Source organism: Prevotella sp. E13-17, from assembly GCF_022024035.1.
In the GTDB taxonomy this organism is placed as follows: domain Bacteria; phylum Bacteroidota; class Bacteroidia; order Bacteroidales; family Bacteroidaceae; genus Prevotella.
Genome location: NZ_CP091787.1, coordinates 2,064,550 through 2,080,912 on the forward strand (window position 1 = coordinate 2,064,550; position 16,363 = coordinate 2,080,912).

At 40.9% G+C, this 16,363-nt stretch carries 16 protein-coding genes and 1 pseudogene; all 17 read right to left on the reverse strand.

Annotated elements, in window-relative coordinates:
* Positions 1-4: 4 nt before the first annotated feature.
* Complete coding sequence (locus tag L6472_RS08255; protein WP_237804064.1) at positions 5-655, reverse strand: archaemetzincin; 651 nt, start codon at positions 653-655, stop codon at positions 5-7.
* Positions 656-856: 201 nt separating this feature from the next.
* Positions 857-1,183 carry a hypothetical protein gene (locus L6472_RS08260; RefSeq protein ID WP_237804066.1) on the reverse strand — a complete coding sequence of 109 codons (327 nt, stop codon included), beginning with the start codon at positions 1,181-1,183 and terminating at the stop codon, positions 857-859.
* 9 nt (positions 1,184-1,192) lie between these two features.
* Positions 1,193-2,257 (reverse strand): ADP-ribosylglycohydrolase family protein, encoded by a 1,065-nt coding sequence (locus tag L6472_RS08265; protein WP_237804068.1) that lies wholly within the window; start codon positions 2,255-2,257, stop codon positions 1,193-1,195.
* Entirely contained in the window at positions 2,254-3,216 is a 963-nt protein-coding gene (locus L6472_RS08270) for a hypothetical protein (protein ID WP_237804069.1), read from the reverse strand. The genes L6472_RS08265 and L6472_RS08270 overlap by 4 nt, the downstream gene beginning before the upstream one ends.
* A 4-nt stretch (positions 3,217-3,220) precedes the next feature.
* Positions 3,221-3,781: a hypothetical protein gene (locus L6472_RS08275; protein WP_237804071.1), complete on the reverse strand. Its 561-nt coding sequence runs from the start codon at positions 3,779-3,781 to the stop codon at positions 3,221-3,223.
* Positions 3,782-4,050: 269 nt separating this feature from the next.
* Positions 4,051-5,283: a poly(ADP-ribose) glycohydrolase domain-containing protein gene (locus L6472_RS08280; protein WP_370640911.1), complete on the reverse strand. Its 1,233-nt coding sequence runs from the start codon at positions 5,281-5,283 to the stop codon at positions 4,051-4,053.
* Positions 5,284-5,304: 21 nt separating this feature from the next.
* A pseudogene (locus L6472_RS08285) lies at positions 5,305-5,688 on the reverse strand (hypothetical protein); the annotation flags it as partial.
* 6 nt (positions 5,689-5,694) lie between these two features.
* Positions 5,695-6,261: a hypothetical protein gene (locus L6472_RS08290; RefSeq protein ID WP_237804073.1), complete on the reverse strand. Its 567-nt coding sequence runs from the start codon at positions 6,259-6,261 to the stop codon at positions 5,695-5,697.
* Between the two features lie 12 nt (positions 6,262-6,273).
* Entirely contained in the window at positions 6,274-7,218 is a 945-nt protein-coding gene (locus L6472_RS08295) for a hypothetical protein (RefSeq protein ID WP_237804075.1), read from the reverse strand.
* An 87-nt stretch (positions 7,219-7,305) separates the two neighbouring features.
* Positions 7,306-7,785: a hypothetical protein gene (locus tag L6472_RS08300; protein ID WP_237804077.1), complete on the reverse strand. Its 480-nt coding sequence runs from the start codon at positions 7,783-7,785 to the stop codon at positions 7,306-7,308.
* Positions 7,786-7,909: 124 nt separating this feature from the next.
* Entirely contained in the window at positions 7,910-8,200 is a 291-nt protein-coding gene (locus L6472_RS08305) for a RyR domain-containing protein (protein ID WP_237804079.1), read from the reverse strand.
* A gap of 56 nt (positions 8,201-8,256) precedes the next feature.
* A complete protein-coding gene (locus tag L6472_RS08310; RefSeq protein WP_237804081.1) occupies positions 8,257-8,604 on the reverse strand; it encodes a hypothetical protein in 348 nt (115 codons plus the stop codon).
* Between the two features lie 117 nt (positions 8,605-8,721).
* The gene (locus tag L6472_RS08315; RefSeq protein ID WP_237804083.1) at positions 8,722-9,441 is read right to left on the reverse strand and encodes a PrsW family intramembrane metalloprotease; all 720 of its coding nucleotides are present in this window, start codon (positions 9,439-9,441) and stop codon (positions 8,722-8,724) included.
* A complete protein-coding gene (locus L6472_RS13650) occupies positions 9,438-10,190 on the reverse strand; it encodes a RyR domain-containing protein (RefSeq protein ID WP_370640837.1) in 753 nt (250 codons plus the stop codon). The genes L6472_RS08315 and L6472_RS13650 overlap by 4 nt, the downstream gene beginning before the upstream one ends.
* 326 nt (positions 10,191-10,516) lie before the next feature.
* Positions 10,517-14,491: an ATP-binding protein gene (locus tag L6472_RS08325; RefSeq protein WP_237804085.1), complete on the reverse strand. Its 3,975-nt coding sequence runs from the start codon at positions 14,489-14,491 to the stop codon at positions 10,517-10,519.
* Between the two features lie 5 nt (positions 14,492-14,496).
* Positions 14,497-15,801 carry a toll/interleukin-1 receptor domain-containing protein gene (locus L6472_RS08330; RefSeq protein ID WP_237804087.1) on the reverse strand — a complete coding sequence of 435 codons (1,305 nt, stop codon included), beginning with the start codon at positions 15,799-15,801 and terminating at the stop codon, positions 14,497-14,499.
* A 46-nt stretch (positions 15,802-15,847) separates the two neighbouring features.
* A complete protein-coding gene (locus L6472_RS08335; RefSeq protein ID WP_237804089.1) occupies positions 15,848-16,039 on the reverse strand; it encodes a hypothetical protein in 192 nt (63 codons plus the stop codon).
* Positions 16,040-16,363 lie beyond the last annotated feature (324 nt).

Here is a 16,363-nt window from a genome sequence, read left to right on the forward strand (position 1 = left end):
GATATTATTTGATGTTCCACCCTTTGTTATTCAAGAATGCCTTGCACTCATTACAGAAGGATGGTGTTTGAGAGAACTTGTTCCCATGTTCAGCATCTACCATGAAACAATGCTGATTGCTGCAATGATTCAATCCGAAGGAATGCCCCAGCTCGTGCATCATCAACTTCACCAGGTGGTCATTGCTATGCTGTTTTCCTGATGGACGAGTGGATGATATGACTGCCACGTATGCACCTACAGGGCTTACACCGAATATGCCGTATGTAGGTGAAAGTTCATTGGCTTTGAAGATGACCTCATCTGTCAAACCCAGCACAACGTTCCCTTTGCGAAGCCTGGTTAGGTCTTTCAACAATCCTATTCCACTGTAGCGGTTCCGCACTTTATTGTAGTATTCCTTGGGCAGCACCAAAGACTCTTTCTGTATAGAGACGAACGGATAGGCTTCTTTCAGTGCATCAGCCAGCATCTGTGCTTTCTTGGCAGGAAAATCGTCATAGAGATACAGACTGATTTCTCGGACAGTTGATTTCTGTTTAACGATTTCATTGGGCTCAGCCTCTTTTGACGGAGCGTTGCCTTTACCTCCCTGACAAGCTATAAGCATCGTACAGGATAGTAATATCAGACTTTTATAAATTGCCCTATTCATAATAATACAAATTGCCATAATTAAACGTTGTCAATGGGGATTGCACGTCATCCAACTCTTTCATCCGTATTGGTGTCTGTTCTACTCCATATGTTTCCATACAGTCCTTTAGCCGAATGGTGAACTTTTCCATTTCCGTGTCTATCTCATCCTTGGTGGCGGGCATTCCCAAATCAATAGCTTCTTGCAATTCAGAAATAATCATGCCAGAGAACAATCCATGAAGTTTGTACTTCTCTGCAAACTTGTTGGCATAGCACAAAATACCGATGCAAGTTTGTCTCGCAGGAACTGTACATGTTTGTCTGTAATCATGAAGCGTTTGAAACTGCCATCTTTTTCTGGTTTTGAAAACAAACCATATTCATTGCCGTGTCCCAGCATCATTATGACATCATCGGCACGGAGGGCTCGTTGGACATCAGAAGAGGTGTTTCTCTCTGTAATGCACAGCTTCACATCCTCTCGCTGCTGATACAGAAGCGAGAGGACTTGCGTGGTAGGGTCAGTGGCGTGAATGGCTATCATATCAATTCTTTACATCTTTGTTACTTCACCTCTATAGAGGTCATCTGCCATATGAAGAATCAGCTCGTGCATCTCCAAGTCATCCTTGTAGAACTGAGGAATAGATTCGTACCCAATGGCTGCCCCAAGGATGTTACCTGTCACGGCTCCTGTACTGTCGCTGTCGCCACCATGATTAACGGCAGCAATCATGGCATCTTCAAAGCTGTCGAAATGCTTCAAGGAGCAGTAGAGAGCAATAGCCAATGCTTCGTCGCCAGTCCAACCCTCGCCCAAATGACCGATATTCTCCAAGTCTGTCTTGCCATTGTCGAGCAGGAATATGGAACGTTCTGCCAACTCTGCCATACGTTCCACATCGGTGTGGTAGGCGTTGTAGTGCTTGCGAATCATGTCAACACCTTCCATAATATAGCGTTTCATGCTTTTCTGAGTTGGCTCAATATCACGCGCCAGCCTATAGATGACGTGGGACATCAGAGCGGCAGAAATATAGCCCATTGGATGCTGGTGGGTAATTTCTGCTGCTTCACCTGCCAGCAGGTCAGCCTCCTCTATGTTCATCCTGTCTTGGACAGCCGCATACAATGGGATTGGAGCAATACGCATCACACCACCGCATCCCTTGCTGTTATTCATCGGGTCTTTCCCACGATAGATGTCATCCAATGATGACATACAGGTATTGCCTGGCGCACGGCGATGGTTTAGTTCTGGCACATCACTTAGCCAGCAATCTCTGTACTTGGGCGATTTCTTTCCGATTTGGGTCAAATACCATTCAATGTAGGCTCTACAGATACCATACTTCAGCGAAATGCCTTGTTTCTTAGCGTTCAATAGTCCATTGGCGGTAAAGAGTGTCATCTGTGTGTCATCAGAGACAACGGCCCTACCTGCTTGCTCTGCATCTTCCAACCAGTATTGCTTTGTGTCCAAGCGAGTGATACCATGCTCACCATAGCGTTTCTGAATCTCCTCGAAGGAATATATAAACTCCACTGGATAACCCAATGCATCACCGATGGCACCGCCAATCAGCGAGCCGCGTATTCTGTCTTGTAATGTATTCATTGCTTTTCCGTTTTAAAATATTCAAGTACACTATTCCAATCTGGGAACTTCTCCGAACCGAATTCTATCCATTCACCAGCAAACTCACTTGTTCCGTTCTTACCCCGATCATCTATTAAGTAGTCACCCAGACACAAGTCCTTTCGATGAGTGATAACCATACGCTTGTGGAATACATCATCCAGATACATCGTCACCCACGTCACCTTGTCTGACCAAGCAGAGGGGTTCTTCCAAGGTGCTGTGGAGAGGATAAACATGTCGTAGTGCTTCTGCAACTCGTGCATGGCATCGATGGATCCAGGCATGGGCTTCATCAGTCCGAATAGTCCGGGGATTTCGTCCAAGCGTCCTTCATATTTTTGCTTCACCTCTTCACTGACCTGAGCCAAGCCTGACTCAAAATCCACCAAAACATTGTCCATATCTACGAACACACGCTTCTTCCGCTCTACGCCCTTATCACGCTTGTCATAGTTATCTCGCAGTTCTGTGAGTATCGTGCAAAGTTCGTCTTCTGTCAAGATGGTCTTGAACGGATTACTTTCACCACGAGAATGGTAGAGTATCTGACCTCTTGTTGACATCAGTGCTGTACGGAACCTCTCGTTCTGTTCAAACATTGCCTGATATGCCCGACGGACAAGTTGCCCATATTCTTCAGATTGTCTGTCTATAGCGACACCCTTCCACCATACTATTTGGTCTGTCTGCCAACCTGTAGAAGTCATCTTCTTGGCATTCTTGCCCTTCATGGAGCATATCTGCCTCTGTTTGTCCATATCCTTTTGTTTCAACGACTGAAGGAATCCCTCCATGCTGCCGCACACCATGCCGTCAAAACGGAATCCGTTGCTGCACAAGTTGGAAAGGACATCTGCAGGGTAATCACTCTTTGACCATATATCTACAGCCTTACCCCGCCATACTAACCACTTTATATATAATCTTCTAAACATTATCTTACTTCTTACTCAAATTATTAATCATCTTCTTACGTTCCTTGAACACTTCAATGGGCATTGGTTCTTTGCCATCTCGTTCTGCCATATACTGATAGAAAGCGTTGAGCACACGCAAAATCTTGTTGGTGTTGTGACCATCCTCTTGTCTGTAACCCCTGATGGATGGTGGAGCAATACCTTTATCAGCTGCATAGAATACCCAATAAGTGCAGAGTGCGATGTCGGTCCTGTGAAGTCCCATGGCACAAGCAATATAGAAATCGCCCTTATCTATTTTCTCACAGAGAGTAGGAAACATTTCCACCATCTTGGCAATAGTCTCACGGTCGTTATCAATAGGATAGTGGAAGTAGTCCACTCCATACTGACGGCATAACTCTGGATATCTATCAGCGGAATAGTCTTTCCTAAGGTCTATTACTTGTCGAAGACCAGCTGCCACAACCGTCTTCCATGCGTAAGCCTGCTTATGTGACGATATGGTACGTCCTCTCACGCCTCCATATACTGGGGCTATGTCGGGGATTCCAGTCTGTATGATTCTTTCTATGTCAAGCATCTTACTACCCTCCTTTTATGTTTCTTCTTTCTTGTATATATCTTTTCCGACTTATGGTCCCTGTTATGCGAATGGAAGCCAGGGCCAAGCAGTTCCATTTCTGACTCACGCCCTCCACGCCTCATGGCTTTGATGACATCCAAAGTCGACGGCTTCATAGTTTTCTTTTTCAGATTCTTCATTCATACTGCTTTACCTTTTATGTTATAAGAGAGTGGAAAGTAATCAAGTTTCTATCGAACTACATCATTCCTTCGCTATTTTTAACTCTAAGCCTTTCTTTGCACAAGTTCATCCCCAACAATTACAAATTCCTTATTGTAGTATAATGGTAGCTCTGCTAAGTCAAAATAATCAATATTCATGTGATGTGGCAAATTAATTTTTTCAACATGGAAACAATCAAAAAACGCCTCTTTCCCAATTTTTTGAAGACTCTGAGGAAGTACGATTTCCTTCAGACATCCAAAACTTTCAAAAGCATTTTCCCCAATATAAGTAATCCCCTCACTAATCCTCAATTTGTTTGGCATAACTCCATACCTATCACATCCGACCCAAGGTGCTTGACCTTCACCTGTATATGAAAGCCAGTGGTTAATATAGTCAGGCATACGTCCATTACCGGAAATTTCTAATATGCCGTTAGAATATAACCTCCATATGAGACCTTCCCCAAATCTCTCCTGATGCAACATACGACCATCTGAAACATTGTCATTTACCCTTATTGAAGATTCTTGCCAGTTCTCCATACGATATAGACTCTTTTCTGATAGTACCTTTACTGTATCTACTGATGAGGATTCCTTGTTGCCCGTGTGGTCAAATTCTTCTGCAAAAGGTCTAAAGTTACCAACAGGATTGTGCTTCTGATGAGCATTGTGGTCATCGAGGATGGCAAACACAATAAAACGATATCTGTTCTTGAATTCAGGTTCATCCATCACTTCATGGAAGAGACTGGCTACATGACGGGGGGGATTCCTACGACTGGCCATGTTCAGCACAGCAGGGTTATATCCTTGTTCTTTTAATTCCACACCTGCATACAGGCAGTCAATGTTCTTTACCTCTACTATCGTCTGTTCACCGCACTCTGCCTTTTCAACCATAGGAATCTCATGGTCGTAGAACACGGTGTGACGCATCATGTCCGAATCATTCGGAAAGGTATATTCAACACCACTCTCTGCCACATAATGACCTTGGTTCACAATCTCCACCGTATTACGAAACTCCTTTGTACGCAGTTCCTTCACTTGATAGTATGCCACCTGGTCACTTGCTTTCACTCTTTCCATCAAGGCACGGTACTTTTCAAGGAAGTCCTTCTCATGGTTCCATGAACAAACAGGGATATCTTTTACAACTACGTATCTATGCTCACTTTTGAGATAAGCAACATATTCCGTTTTTTCTTCCCGGGTCATTCTCTCCATCTTTTTCACATCCTCATCGAAGAATTTGATTTTCACTGCCTTGAATTTCATTGTGGCCATATCATTATTTAACCAATAGCCCAAATATTCAACAAAGGCCTTGGGCAAGATGATGTTCTCCACGTCAATGGCAGTCTGAAACAACGGAGCAATCTCCTCAACCTTGAATCCTGCAATTCCACAACCTATCTGGGTTACATAGAATTTAAGATCTGTACGAGTCCGTGCAAAACGAATGAAATCATCTACGTATGGCTTGATGGTTTCAACTCCACCTTGCATCGTTGGAATGGCGTAACTCTGCCCTTGTATGCCAACGCCCTGCCCCCATATCGCGCCAAAACGATTATAGGCAAGTCGTGCCGCACCACCACCATGCGCCCCTGCGAGGTTGCTACCAAAGACAAATATCTCATTCGGCTTCAGCTCCGTAATTCTTTCGAGCGTATATTCTCTGTTGTACATATTCTTCTACTGTCTTGATTTTACAATTCTTTCCGCTTCTTTACGCATCTTATCTAATTCGCCATAGCATTCATTGATGTTCTTGAACTTCACCACGACCTTGGCATTCTGGTCAATGAAGCCATAGATTTCTATTTCTTCATCATCTGTCATCCCATAACCATCTTCGTCCATGTAGTAGCGACCATCGGGATTGAGCTGCCAACTGACTTCTGCCACTCCGTTCTCAAAATGACAAATGAATGAAGGGAAATGAAAAGAGAGTGCCCTTGCTGTGGAAATGGCATCTTCGGGTAAATTCTTCAGCGACTCCCAATCAATATCATCCTCTGTGACAGTTACAAGGTTTTGTTCCTTGTCCATGAACTCGTATGCACATTTGGTATTGTGGTTGATAAGAAAACGATGTTTCCACCATCCCCACATCGTTTCACCAATCACAGCCATACCCTCACCGAGGTCTGAATACTCATAAGGACGTTGCTTGTATTCATCGGTATTCAAGACTTCGTAGAGTTTTTCTTCATCACTCTCATGTCCCATCATTTTGCTGATTATGTCGTATATGCTCATAGCGTTTCGTGTTTAGAATGGAAAATCATCTTTATTCTCATCTATCGAAGTTATAACCTGACTCATTTGTGCAGCAAACGCATCCGGCATATTCATTCTGGCACTTTCACCACTTGCCTCCGCTCTCTTATCATATTCTTCATCGGTCATTATTTTGTATTTCTTTGGAAGAGCATAATAAAGGTACTTCTGAACGATGGATGCAAGTTTCTCCTTATAGTCATAGTCTGAGATAGGCTCGCGATTGAGGCCTTTATATTCTTCGCAGTCACTTACAATACTCCGCACTCTGCTTTCCCACAAGCGAAAGGCTGTCACTACATCATCATTACCCATCTTTTCCAAATAGTGCAGGGCTATGGAAACATTGGTAAAGTTAGATGCGGTCATCACCTCACGTCGATGGGATGTGTTGTCTCTTGACAACTCCATGGAAGGGTTCCAGTGGAATGCAATATCCCTTACTATTTCATACAAGGTATCAGTTGCCTCAACATCATCAAAATGTCTTTCAGCATGTGACAATGCCATCAGGTAGTCCGTCTTGCTCATCTTGCTTTTGTCTATCACAAAGTCGCTATCCTCTGCCAGCCTACGGCAGATGAAGTAATAATCCCTGCCTTCATGGAATAGATCGATATGTTCCCTGAGATATTCCTTCGGAAAATGCCTAATGATGACCCATGAACATTTCTCTTCGTGGTAGGCCTCCCAAAGTGCCTGCACCTGCGGCTCAAAGGAGGCATCCCACAAGTCAAGGAGCCTTGAATATGCCCAGTTCCTGTCAGAAACACCCGAATCAAGAAAGGCTGCCATAATCCTCTTCTGGTCTTTCCAGTCAAGACCGAAGAAACGTCTCTGAATCTCATTACGAGCGTCAGTCACTTTGCCACTCTTCTTGTTCGTATAGTTTTTGATGACTGTGGCAATGGGGTTATTTCTTGATACTGTTCTCATATTCGTTTTGTTTGAGAATTAACTTCAGTGATTTTGGGCTGCGTCTCAGTAAAGTTCATGTAAACTTTTCTCTGCGTTCGACTTGCACTAAAATTCTAATCTAAATCCTTTTGATTTCATTTCCTTGTATTTGTCAGGATTGAACCTGTAGTGAACAGGTACTGTTCTTGCAGCATCCTTTGGACGGTCACCTGTCTCTTTCAGAATACCTAACTTCAACATTTTGTTGGCAAAGTTTCTGCGGTCGAAGTGGACTTCCAGAATGGCTTCATACAATGCCTGCAACTGTGACATGGTGAAGACATCAGGCAGCAACTCAAACCCGATAGGCTGGAAGTGTATCTGCTCCTTCAGATGCTTCAGAGCCATACGGAGAATCTTCTCATGGTCGAAGGCCAACTGCGGTACATCATCAATGGGAAACCACTGTGCATTCCTCGCGTCATCACCTCCCTTCACGGCTCCTTTCTGCACCAGCGCATAGTAGGCAATGGTAATGACTCGTCCTCGTGGGTCTCTGTCAACATCTGAGAAGCAGCCCAACTGCTCCAGAAAGCCCCTCTCCACAAAACCGTGAAGAACATTCTTGCAGAAACTCTTTTCATTTTACTTGATTTTGATGTTATACAATGCTTATACAACATAAAAGAGCCACCGAAGCAGCTCTTTCTATCAGTATATCAACAAAAAACTATCGACTTATCTTGAATCCTAGTTTCATGATTAGTTTAAGTGTACCGATGGAAGTATTACGATCATATTCTTTCTCTTCTTCTGGCAGTTCCTCATAAGGGATGAGACATGGGTGAGTCTTCAACTCATCATTACGCTGTTCTCCATACGTCCACCCCTGACTGACTCGAGTCTCAGCCCATACTTCATGTACGTTCTTTGACATCTTTTCTACTAGTACTTCTAACTCAATTGGCAGCTTAACATCACTTGTGTCAATTGGCTGCGGTTTATACATCTTTTTATTCATACTCAAACAATTTATGTTACATCATTATCAGAGAGCCAGTTTCTGTTGATTATCTATCATTCATCCTCAAAAGCTTTATTTTCGATATGATGTCCCGTAATTTCTTCCAGGAAATCCTCACGCATCACCATCAGTAGGTCACGAGTGTATTCTTGCAGAAGCCCTTTATAGTACGTCACGTCCTTGTGGTTCGTCTTAGTGATACGCTCCCACAGAGTTTGTTCTGTAGCATCTTTATGGGCCACATCTATCAACTCCCGATCATCGTCAGTCATCAGCTTACGCAACTTCTGCTCCTCCAATACAAGTGGAGTCCCTTTTAAATCAACGGGAGCATGTTCTTTCCATAACTCTTCAAGAAACACACGACATTCCGCCTCTATCTTCAACGGCAGGTCGTTCATGTACTCGCCAATAGTTTATGTTTTATCGCAGCCTCTTTTACAAGGTTGGCAAAATACTTGTTGAGCAGTTCCTGCTCTTTCTCTTTACAGAGATTGATAACTTCTTCTGTATTCATGCTATATAATCTGTAGGATAATGTTTTTTTTATCTTTTTCAATAAGTGCCATAACTTTGGTCTTTGCCACCTTATGCAGCTTGACGCAGAACCAAATGAGGACAAAGAAACTCAGCCCTCCAATATATGGATTCACAAGCCCACTCATCGCCAAGGCATCATAAACGCCATGAGCCGCTACTGGTACTAATAGAATACAAGCAGCTACTTTGGGTGAATGGTCAACGAAATGATAGACAGAATAGTAGTAACCCATCAGTATTGCAAAGGCATAATGACCAGGCACAGCCAACAATGCACGGGATATAGCTACTGACACCCATTCCTCTTCACTCAACACATAGAATATGTTCTCAATAGCTGCAAATCCGAGGCCTACACATACGGCATATACGATTCCATCAAAATGCTCATCGAAATAGGAATTCTTGCGCAGTACCAGCCATAGCGCAAGAAGTTTGAATGATTCTTCAGGTAAAGCAGCTACAACAAAAGCTTGCATAGTGGAGCCAATTAGAGTTGTTGGTTCTCCGTCAACGCCCCAAAACACAGTTTGGATTAGCATTTCGAGAAAAGCGACAGGAATACAAATTGCCATACCCCACACTACGGCTTTAATCAGCCAAGATGTCGGTTCTGGTTGTGGGTCTTTCTTCCATATGTATAACAAAAGCAGAATAGCTGGAAGAAGTGCTGCCGCTAATACTAGTATTATACTCATTTCTTTACAATTTCAAATCCGAGTTTCTTTACTAATTTGATGGTATCAAGCGCCATTAAGCGGTCATATTCCTTCTCACTGTCTGGCAATGATGAATAGGGGATGAGGTCAGGATGTTTTTTATTTACATCATCACGTTCTGGGCCAAATGTCCATCCTTCTTTCTTTCGCGCTGTTGCCCATACATCATGAGCATTCTCTGCAATGGCCTCACGCAATTCCCAAAGGTCATCGGTAAGCGAAATATCGTCAAGGTTGATGGGGCGTGGCTCATAATCCTCTATTGATTGAAGCACACGAACCATGTAATTGTGTGATTCCTTCCATGCATCCAGGAATGATGACAAGGGAACTTTTATGTCAGTATCTTCAAGTGTTGGGTCAAATAGTGAAACACTCTCACCTTGGACTCCTCTTACAACGACTGCATGGTTGGGGGCATCCTCGTTATTCTCCAGTTGATATAGTTTTTCTTTATCCACAACAACAATAACGTCATTATCAAGAGCCAAGGCTGCACTAATATCATTAATTGTAGCATCATAATGGCGTGTTACCATCAAATCGTAGTGAGCCAACAACTGCCCGATAGAATGAAGTGGAGAACCTTCGGGCTTCAACCATCGATTATTCTGGGCAATAGAAAGTAATTCCTTTTCTTCAAATGGCACTTCTCTTCGATGAAGGATAAATGCTTCGCACAGTACACTACAGATATTATTACCGCTCTCAGCGGCAAGTTTCATCATGGGCATATCAGTTGTATTTACCATACAATATGCAATTAGCATGCTCTGTAAAAACATAACACTTTTCCCTTTTTGTTCTACATTCTTATCTTAAATATCTCATAATAACTTTTCCCATCTGCAAAGAACCTCTCAAACGGATACAAATATCAAATCTATTTTGTCGTGGAGTCGGTCATGAATCCATATCCCTTCAAAAATGTCATCAGTACCTGCTTGCATTCGAATCGTGTTCATAACTTAGGAATATTTTCATAATTTACTTTTTGTTGTTTAATCCCTATCCCGTGACAAGTTTTCTGTCCCTATGTCCATCCTAGTGTCTTTTAATCAGACAATAGGTCCAGCTCTAACAATTGCCTATACAGGACGGAATTATGACTATCGAGGAAATCCGAATCTATATCGATTACCTTTTTCCACATATTCAATGCATCTTGAGAATTCCCTTGCATAAGTAAAATCTCTCCTTTAGAATCATAGTAGTTTGCTTCTTTGGGGTATAGTCTTATGGCTTTTTCGATGCACATCATTGCCAAACTATATTTGGCATCCCTTGCAAATTCATATGCCATAGCGTTCAAAGCATCACCCGACTCCTCTAAAGCGATTCTTTGCTTATTAATGTTACTATCATCCCATTTAAATACAGATACTACATGTGACAACAATTCGTTATCCTTTTTCAATATTCCTAAATCGGTCATGTGAGCTATTTTCGAAGATATGTTATTATAATAAGCCACAATACTATCGGTAGTATTTAGATTTGTTTTTCCAAACTTTATTAGCTCTTCATCCATTTCTGACAATTTCCCACCAAAATAAAGGGAGAGACATAAATTGCATGAAGCATTAAGGCTGTTGGGATATGCAGTCATAGACGCTTTTGCATTTTGCTCTGCTTTGGCTTTATTGCCAGATAATAAATATAGGTATGACCTATTCTCATTAGAAATACCATTGGAATGTCCATCCTCCTGATTCACCTTATTCCATAGTCTATTTAAAATTGCGTCCTCAAGTTCCCCAGATCTATCCGAAACAAAAAGGTAGCTGGCATTTAGAGCTGCCTGCTCTAATTGCTCAATTGTGAAAGGAGATTTCTCGTTCTTTTTTAGCAACGGTTCTAAAGTAGCTTCATTATAACATCTTATAAGTAACTTCATAACATCACCATCATAATCCCAAACTCGTATCTTTCCTATTCCACCATAAAATCTGTAGTTATCTAAGTCTTCCATATTCTTACAGGTATTTGCAAGCTCTTGAATGAAAAGTTTCACCATTGTCGCTTTTCTATCTTTCTCGGAGATACATTTGTTGTCATAACTTAAGAAAGGCATTGCATATCCTTGGTAATTCTTTAACCAGCTGTTGACATAACTAATACCATATTTATTTTTAAACCCAAGAAAATGAAGACCATTCAAGGTTTCATTCCTTCCATCTGCGGTCATTACATCAAATGACAGCAGTTTCTCATAGTCTTCAGATTGCTTCTCATATGCATATGAATAAGCAGCATAGCCACTTCCTCTGTATCTGACTTTAAAGATCTCCATTAGCGTGTATCTCAATGGATAGACGGATTCAACAATATTCGTGTTTATAGAAAACGTAGATGCGATTCTCTTGTATTTAGGTTCAACGATTATTTCTGAATAATCCATAACGCCAAAATTTCCTTCTTCATCTTGTATCGTCATGAAATAAATATTACGCGCATCGCTTGATATAGCACCATTCCACACTCTACTAACAGAATTTAAAGAAATATTGAAGATATTATAGCCCAAACATATCAAGGGCAAAAGGAATCCTACAAATACTGCGAAGGCAGAAACGCGTAAAGCAAACAGTTTCCTGTTTTGAAGAACTTCTTTATGTAATAGATGATATAAAACCCAAATCGTTATTGATATTGCAGCCAGGATAATTAAATATAATTTAAACTTTCCAATCACGTATTGAACACCCACAATTATTTCAGATAATATAATAATAGGTACAATCAGTTTGAGTGAGAAAGCAGTTTTTGGTGTTGTCAACTTGAATTCGGAGCACCCCGCATGAACAGACAATAGGCACGCTATAGGTAACGCGACGAATGGTACAACATCAATGTATTTAGTTGCAATAACACCCATCAAGAATATGGCGAAACAAATCAATATTGTATATAAACGGGTTTTGAACGACTTGTATTTAATAAAAGCCTGAAAGCTTAATACGTTTTTGTAATAGTCAGTGAAACTTTGTTTTTTAGGTTGTTTTACATATTGTATAGCATAAAATATGCTCAGTATTCCTATTGCACCCCATATTACGACAAACGCATATTCAAACGCATCGGAATTTCCAGAAGGTAATACATGATATTTCGAATGCACCCATAACATAATTGCAAACAATAAAATAAACAATGTATAGGCTGATGAATACCCTGACAATAACTTTGATGATTTGTTTTTTGAGTCTTTCCATAGCACATAGAGAGGTGATAGCGCCAATAGAATGCTTGGAAATAGAAATAGAACGAGAAGCATTGCTGTAGCGGATGAATCATATTCTTCTTTATTAACGATGTATGTAAAGCAGCCCAATAAGATTGATTGAAATAAAAGAAAAGCCAAATACACATAAGCAGAATGCTTCATATTTTTAAAGTATTGGTATTTTTTACTTAGTTCCTTTTTACACAATATAGCAAAAGGCATCAATAGAATTCCTATTGGTATAAATGAAAGAATTGAAGCAGCAATAGGACCGTATAAGTTGGGAGAACCTTCATTTATATTGAGAGAATCCAAATTACTACTCCATCCTGCAGCTAATCCTCCTTCTATCGCAATACCTGTGATAATAAACCAAATAGTATTGCTTAGGTTTTTATCAGCAACCGTCCTGTTTACAATTATCATATAAAGAAAAGCAATGAATGGCAGGGAAAAACATATTAAGAGTATCGCAGAATTCAGGCCTACGTAATAAGAAGCCAATAATACGGAAGAGAAAGCTGAAAATAGTATGGCATTATCAATCGTGAACGCACGACGAGCAGCCTTTTCGCCTTTCATCTTTTCAATAGCGTCTCGCTCATCCTTGCGCTTTTTGGCTATTTTGCAGAGCACATCATGGGTAAATTCAACACGGAGGTTATGATTGACATCTTCTATACGGATAATGCGGTTTTCTGCCAACAAATCAAGCTGTTCTTGCAGAACACCATTTTCAAGAAGATTCTCTAATGCCACAGAGTTTCTGAATCCACTATGGGTCAACAACTGATTTTCCAAATAGACATAAATCTGCTTGGGTAGTATCTGCATGTTACGATCATAGAACCATTCAAGTATATTTCCTCCATAAAGGTCTACCAAAGGGATTGATATTTCGCCTTTATTATCTGACATTGCATAGTTATACAGTTCTGTACAGAACAAAGACAGAATGGAGGTGTCAACAGACGTTGCCTCAAGTTTACGCTCATTATCTGAAATAGGTTTTCCTACAACTTTTGAAATGATATGCAATGCAACCTTTCGTGTCACCATTTCAGGACGGGGCCTTAGAATAACCTCTAATGCTTGCTGACCATTCAGAGGTTTCAGTCCTATCCTGTTCTTACGGAGAGCTGGAATGTTATACGAATAATCCTCTAATCGTGCCAAGAAATCCTCGCGCATAGAGAAAACCATGCGGAAATTCTGCTCTTCGACAAATGAAACAAATTGGTCGGAGTTTTCCATTGCCTGGAGTATTCTTTCAGTAGGAGTGCTATACTGAAGAGAATCTATAATATTGAAGAATGCCCATATATTGTCCACGTCATCATTCTTCGTAAATATTTCCTCAAACTGGTCTATAAAGATAATAGGGTTGATGATATGATTGTCTTTTGACCAAAATTTACGGGAATGGAAATAAAGCCACAGTTTGTCAAGTTCGGAATCTATCGTATGCCCGACAATATCCTCCGATTCTGCATTGATAGATGTAAGAGCATTTTCTACAGCTTTAATGATTTGCATATCGTATGGAACGTGTCCGCCATTGTGGTCAAGACGGATGTATATTGGTAGAAAAGCCTGCTTGTCTAACAGCGGAAACAGACCTGCGTTGATGATAGACGTTTTACCGGCTCCAGATATACCATACAAAGTTGTAAATGCATTCTGCTTGATGACAGAGGCAATATCTTTTAGTTCCTGGTCGCGACCATAGAAACGGTCTGCATCCTGATATGTATAGCTTGACAACCCCTTCCAGGGATTTCCGTTGATGATAGTTTGTTCCATTGTCTTTACTGTCTAAACGAACGTATAAGTCTCTTTATCTCATTCTCAAAGTCTGTTGTATGATAACTCAATATGTGAGTTTCCTTGAATTCCTTAGGAATGTGGCTTGATGCATAGTCTAAATTGTCAATTGATATCGGTGCGATGTATGGTGAACCAAGTCGGAATCTCAATTCATCCAAAGCCCAACTCCATTCCTTGCGAAAATATCCACGGCGTTCTGTTTCAGTGGTCATGGAAAGGATTGGAACAAAACGTTGACATTCGGAAATTTTTTCATTGATGATTTTGTCGTATAAATCAGAGCCTCGTAACGCAGTGCTATCAAACCATACTTTTGCACCAAACTTTTCAAAAATATCTGCAATCTTTGCGACCGTGTCATAATCTCTATGTGAATAAGACAAGAACACATCACACAACGCATCATTAGGGGTGTATCCATTTTTTTCTTCATCTTCTATCTGTACATCGCTACGCTTCCTATTCTTGAGCTCAGTCATAAAGACCTTTCCATTTGCATAAGTTTGTGTCTGGACTCGCGACAGAAACCGAGATAGCTCATTGTCCGAATTTAGCATAGAACTTGCCACAATTCCTTTCAAACCCTCATTTCCTGAAAGCAGATTGAAATTCTTAATGGAATGCCAGAAAAATCGGAACAACCAATTAGGATAGTTGCATCCTATAAGAAGGAGAAACTTGTCGCTAAGATATTCGCTAATGTTATGTGGTCTTGTCTCAATATTATGCCAAAGGTGCATATAGTCCAACAAATCATCCTCAGTTACCATATAGGTCTTGTTTGCCTTGCTACATTTACCGAAAAGGTAGTATAGCGTGCTGTTTTGGGAATTAACATTGCCGATATCTATTCGTGGTGTCTTATCATATGCCTTGATTGCGATATTATCGCTAAGAATTGTTTCCAATCCAGGAATATACGATGTGGTTAGTATCAAAGGGAATTGGAACGATGACAGGAAATCTTGCAGACATTGGTCACATTCAACAGGAGTGTTTTTTACGATGTCCCCTATCTCGTAATATATACTTGTCGCATTAGAAAAAGATCCCATTAGACTTTGCATCTGATTATTTACCTTTATTAGGTCAGCAATCATGTTGAAGTCTGGAGTCAGTTCTTTGGGAGGATTAAATTTACTGATTAGTGACTTTAGAATATATTGCTTGTAATTAACTGTCTCTCCGTTAACAGTAGCATAAAAGAACTCGTCACCAATAATTGGTACAACCCTTTTCTGTTCAATCGTGTCAAGGAGTATTTCCCAAATCTTTTCGCTCTCCATATTAATTATATTTTTTTATTATATGCCTAAACATTTACCTCCTACTTCATTTTTTTTCATTCAGTATCATCCTCTCCACTTTCTGCTTGGCTTCTTCTAGCATCTGTTTTCCTTCTTCCTGCAAGTTCTTGGCTCTTAGACTCAATTCATAGACGTGGGTGGCAATTTCCATTTGTGACTTATCCTCATTCAGTGAGATAAGTCCCCTGTCTATTCCTATCTGTATATAGTCCTTCATCTGTCGTCGGTTTTTAGTGTCATTATTATTGACGGCGTAAAGATACAAATATTCTTCTGCACGACCAACGAAATGTTGCCGAAAGTGCAAAATTTTGATAGATTCGGCACCGTTTCAAGCCTTTTCAGCTTCTTGTAGCCATACTTCAGGCAGCAATCACTCTGCTTCTAGCCATACTCTAAGCATACTCTTGGCATACTCATACTGCTGCCTAGAGTATGCTTGGGGCTTGTCAACGGCTTGCTAACTCCTTGTCATCTCCTTGCCTAAGGACCGTTATGCTCACTGTTCTATCCATAATAGTATGCCTAAGGTACGCCTATG

What these genes read in the sequence shown, in the direction of transcription:
- L6472_RS08255 (WP_237804064.1), bottom strand. Translation starts at nt 655, where the DNA reads ATGAATAGGGCAATTTATAAAAGTCTGATATTACTATCCTGTACGATG.
- L6472_RS08260 (WP_237804066.1), bottom strand. Translation starts at nt 1,183, where the DNA reads ATGATAGCCATTCACGCCACTGACCCTACCACGCAAGTCCTCTCGCTT.
- L6472_RS08265 (WP_237804068.1), bottom strand. Translation starts at nt 2,257, where the DNA reads ATGAATACATTACAAGACAGAATACGCGGCTCGCTGATTGGCGGTGCC.
- L6472_RS08270 (WP_237804069.1), bottom strand. Translation starts at nt 3,216, where the DNA reads ATGTTTAGAAGATTATATATAAAGTGGTTAGTATGGCGGGGTAAGGCT.
- L6472_RS08275 (WP_237804071.1), bottom strand. Translation starts at nt 3,781, where the DNA reads ATGCTTGACATAGAAAGAATCATACAGACTGGAATCCCCGACATAGCC.
- L6472_RS08280 (WP_370640911.1), bottom strand. Translation starts at nt 5,283, where the DNA reads ATGGCCACAATGAAATTCAAGGCAGTGAAAATCAAATTCTTCGATGAG.
- L6472_RS08290 (WP_237804073.1), bottom strand. Translation starts at nt 6,261, where the DNA reads ATGAGCATATACGACATAATCAGCAAAATGATGGGACATGAGAGTGAT.
- L6472_RS08295 (WP_237804075.1), bottom strand. Translation starts at nt 7,218, where the DNA reads ATGAGAACAGTATCAAGAAATAACCCCATTGCCACAGTCATCAAAAAC.
- L6472_RS08305 (WP_237804079.1), bottom strand. Translation starts at nt 8,200, where the DNA reads ATGAATAAAAAGATGTATAAACCGCAGCCAATTGACACAAGTGATGTT.
- L6472_RS08310 (WP_237804081.1), bottom strand. Translation starts at nt 8,604, where the DNA reads ATGAACGACCTGCCGTTGAAGATAGAGGCGGAATGTCGTGTGTTTCTT.
- L6472_RS08315 (WP_237804083.1), bottom strand. Translation starts at nt 9,441, where the DNA reads ATGAGTATAATACTAGTATTAGCGGCAGCACTTCTTCCAGCTATTCTG.
- L6472_RS13650 (WP_370640837.1), bottom strand. Translation starts at nt 10,190, where the DNA reads ATGATGAAACTTGCCGCTGAGAGCGGTAATAATATCTGTAGTGTACTG.
- L6472_RS08325 (WP_237804085.1), bottom strand. Translation starts at nt 14,491, where the DNA reads ATGGAACAAACTATCATCAACGGAAATCCCTGGAAGGGGTTGTCAAGC.
- L6472_RS08330 (WP_237804087.1), bottom strand. Translation starts at nt 15,801, where the DNA reads ATGGAGAGCGAAAAGATTTGGGAAATACTCCTTGACACGATTGAACAG.
- L6472_RS08335 (WP_237804089.1), bottom strand. Translation starts at nt 16,039, where the DNA reads ATGAAGGACTATATACAGATAGGAATAGACAGGGGACTTATCTCACTG.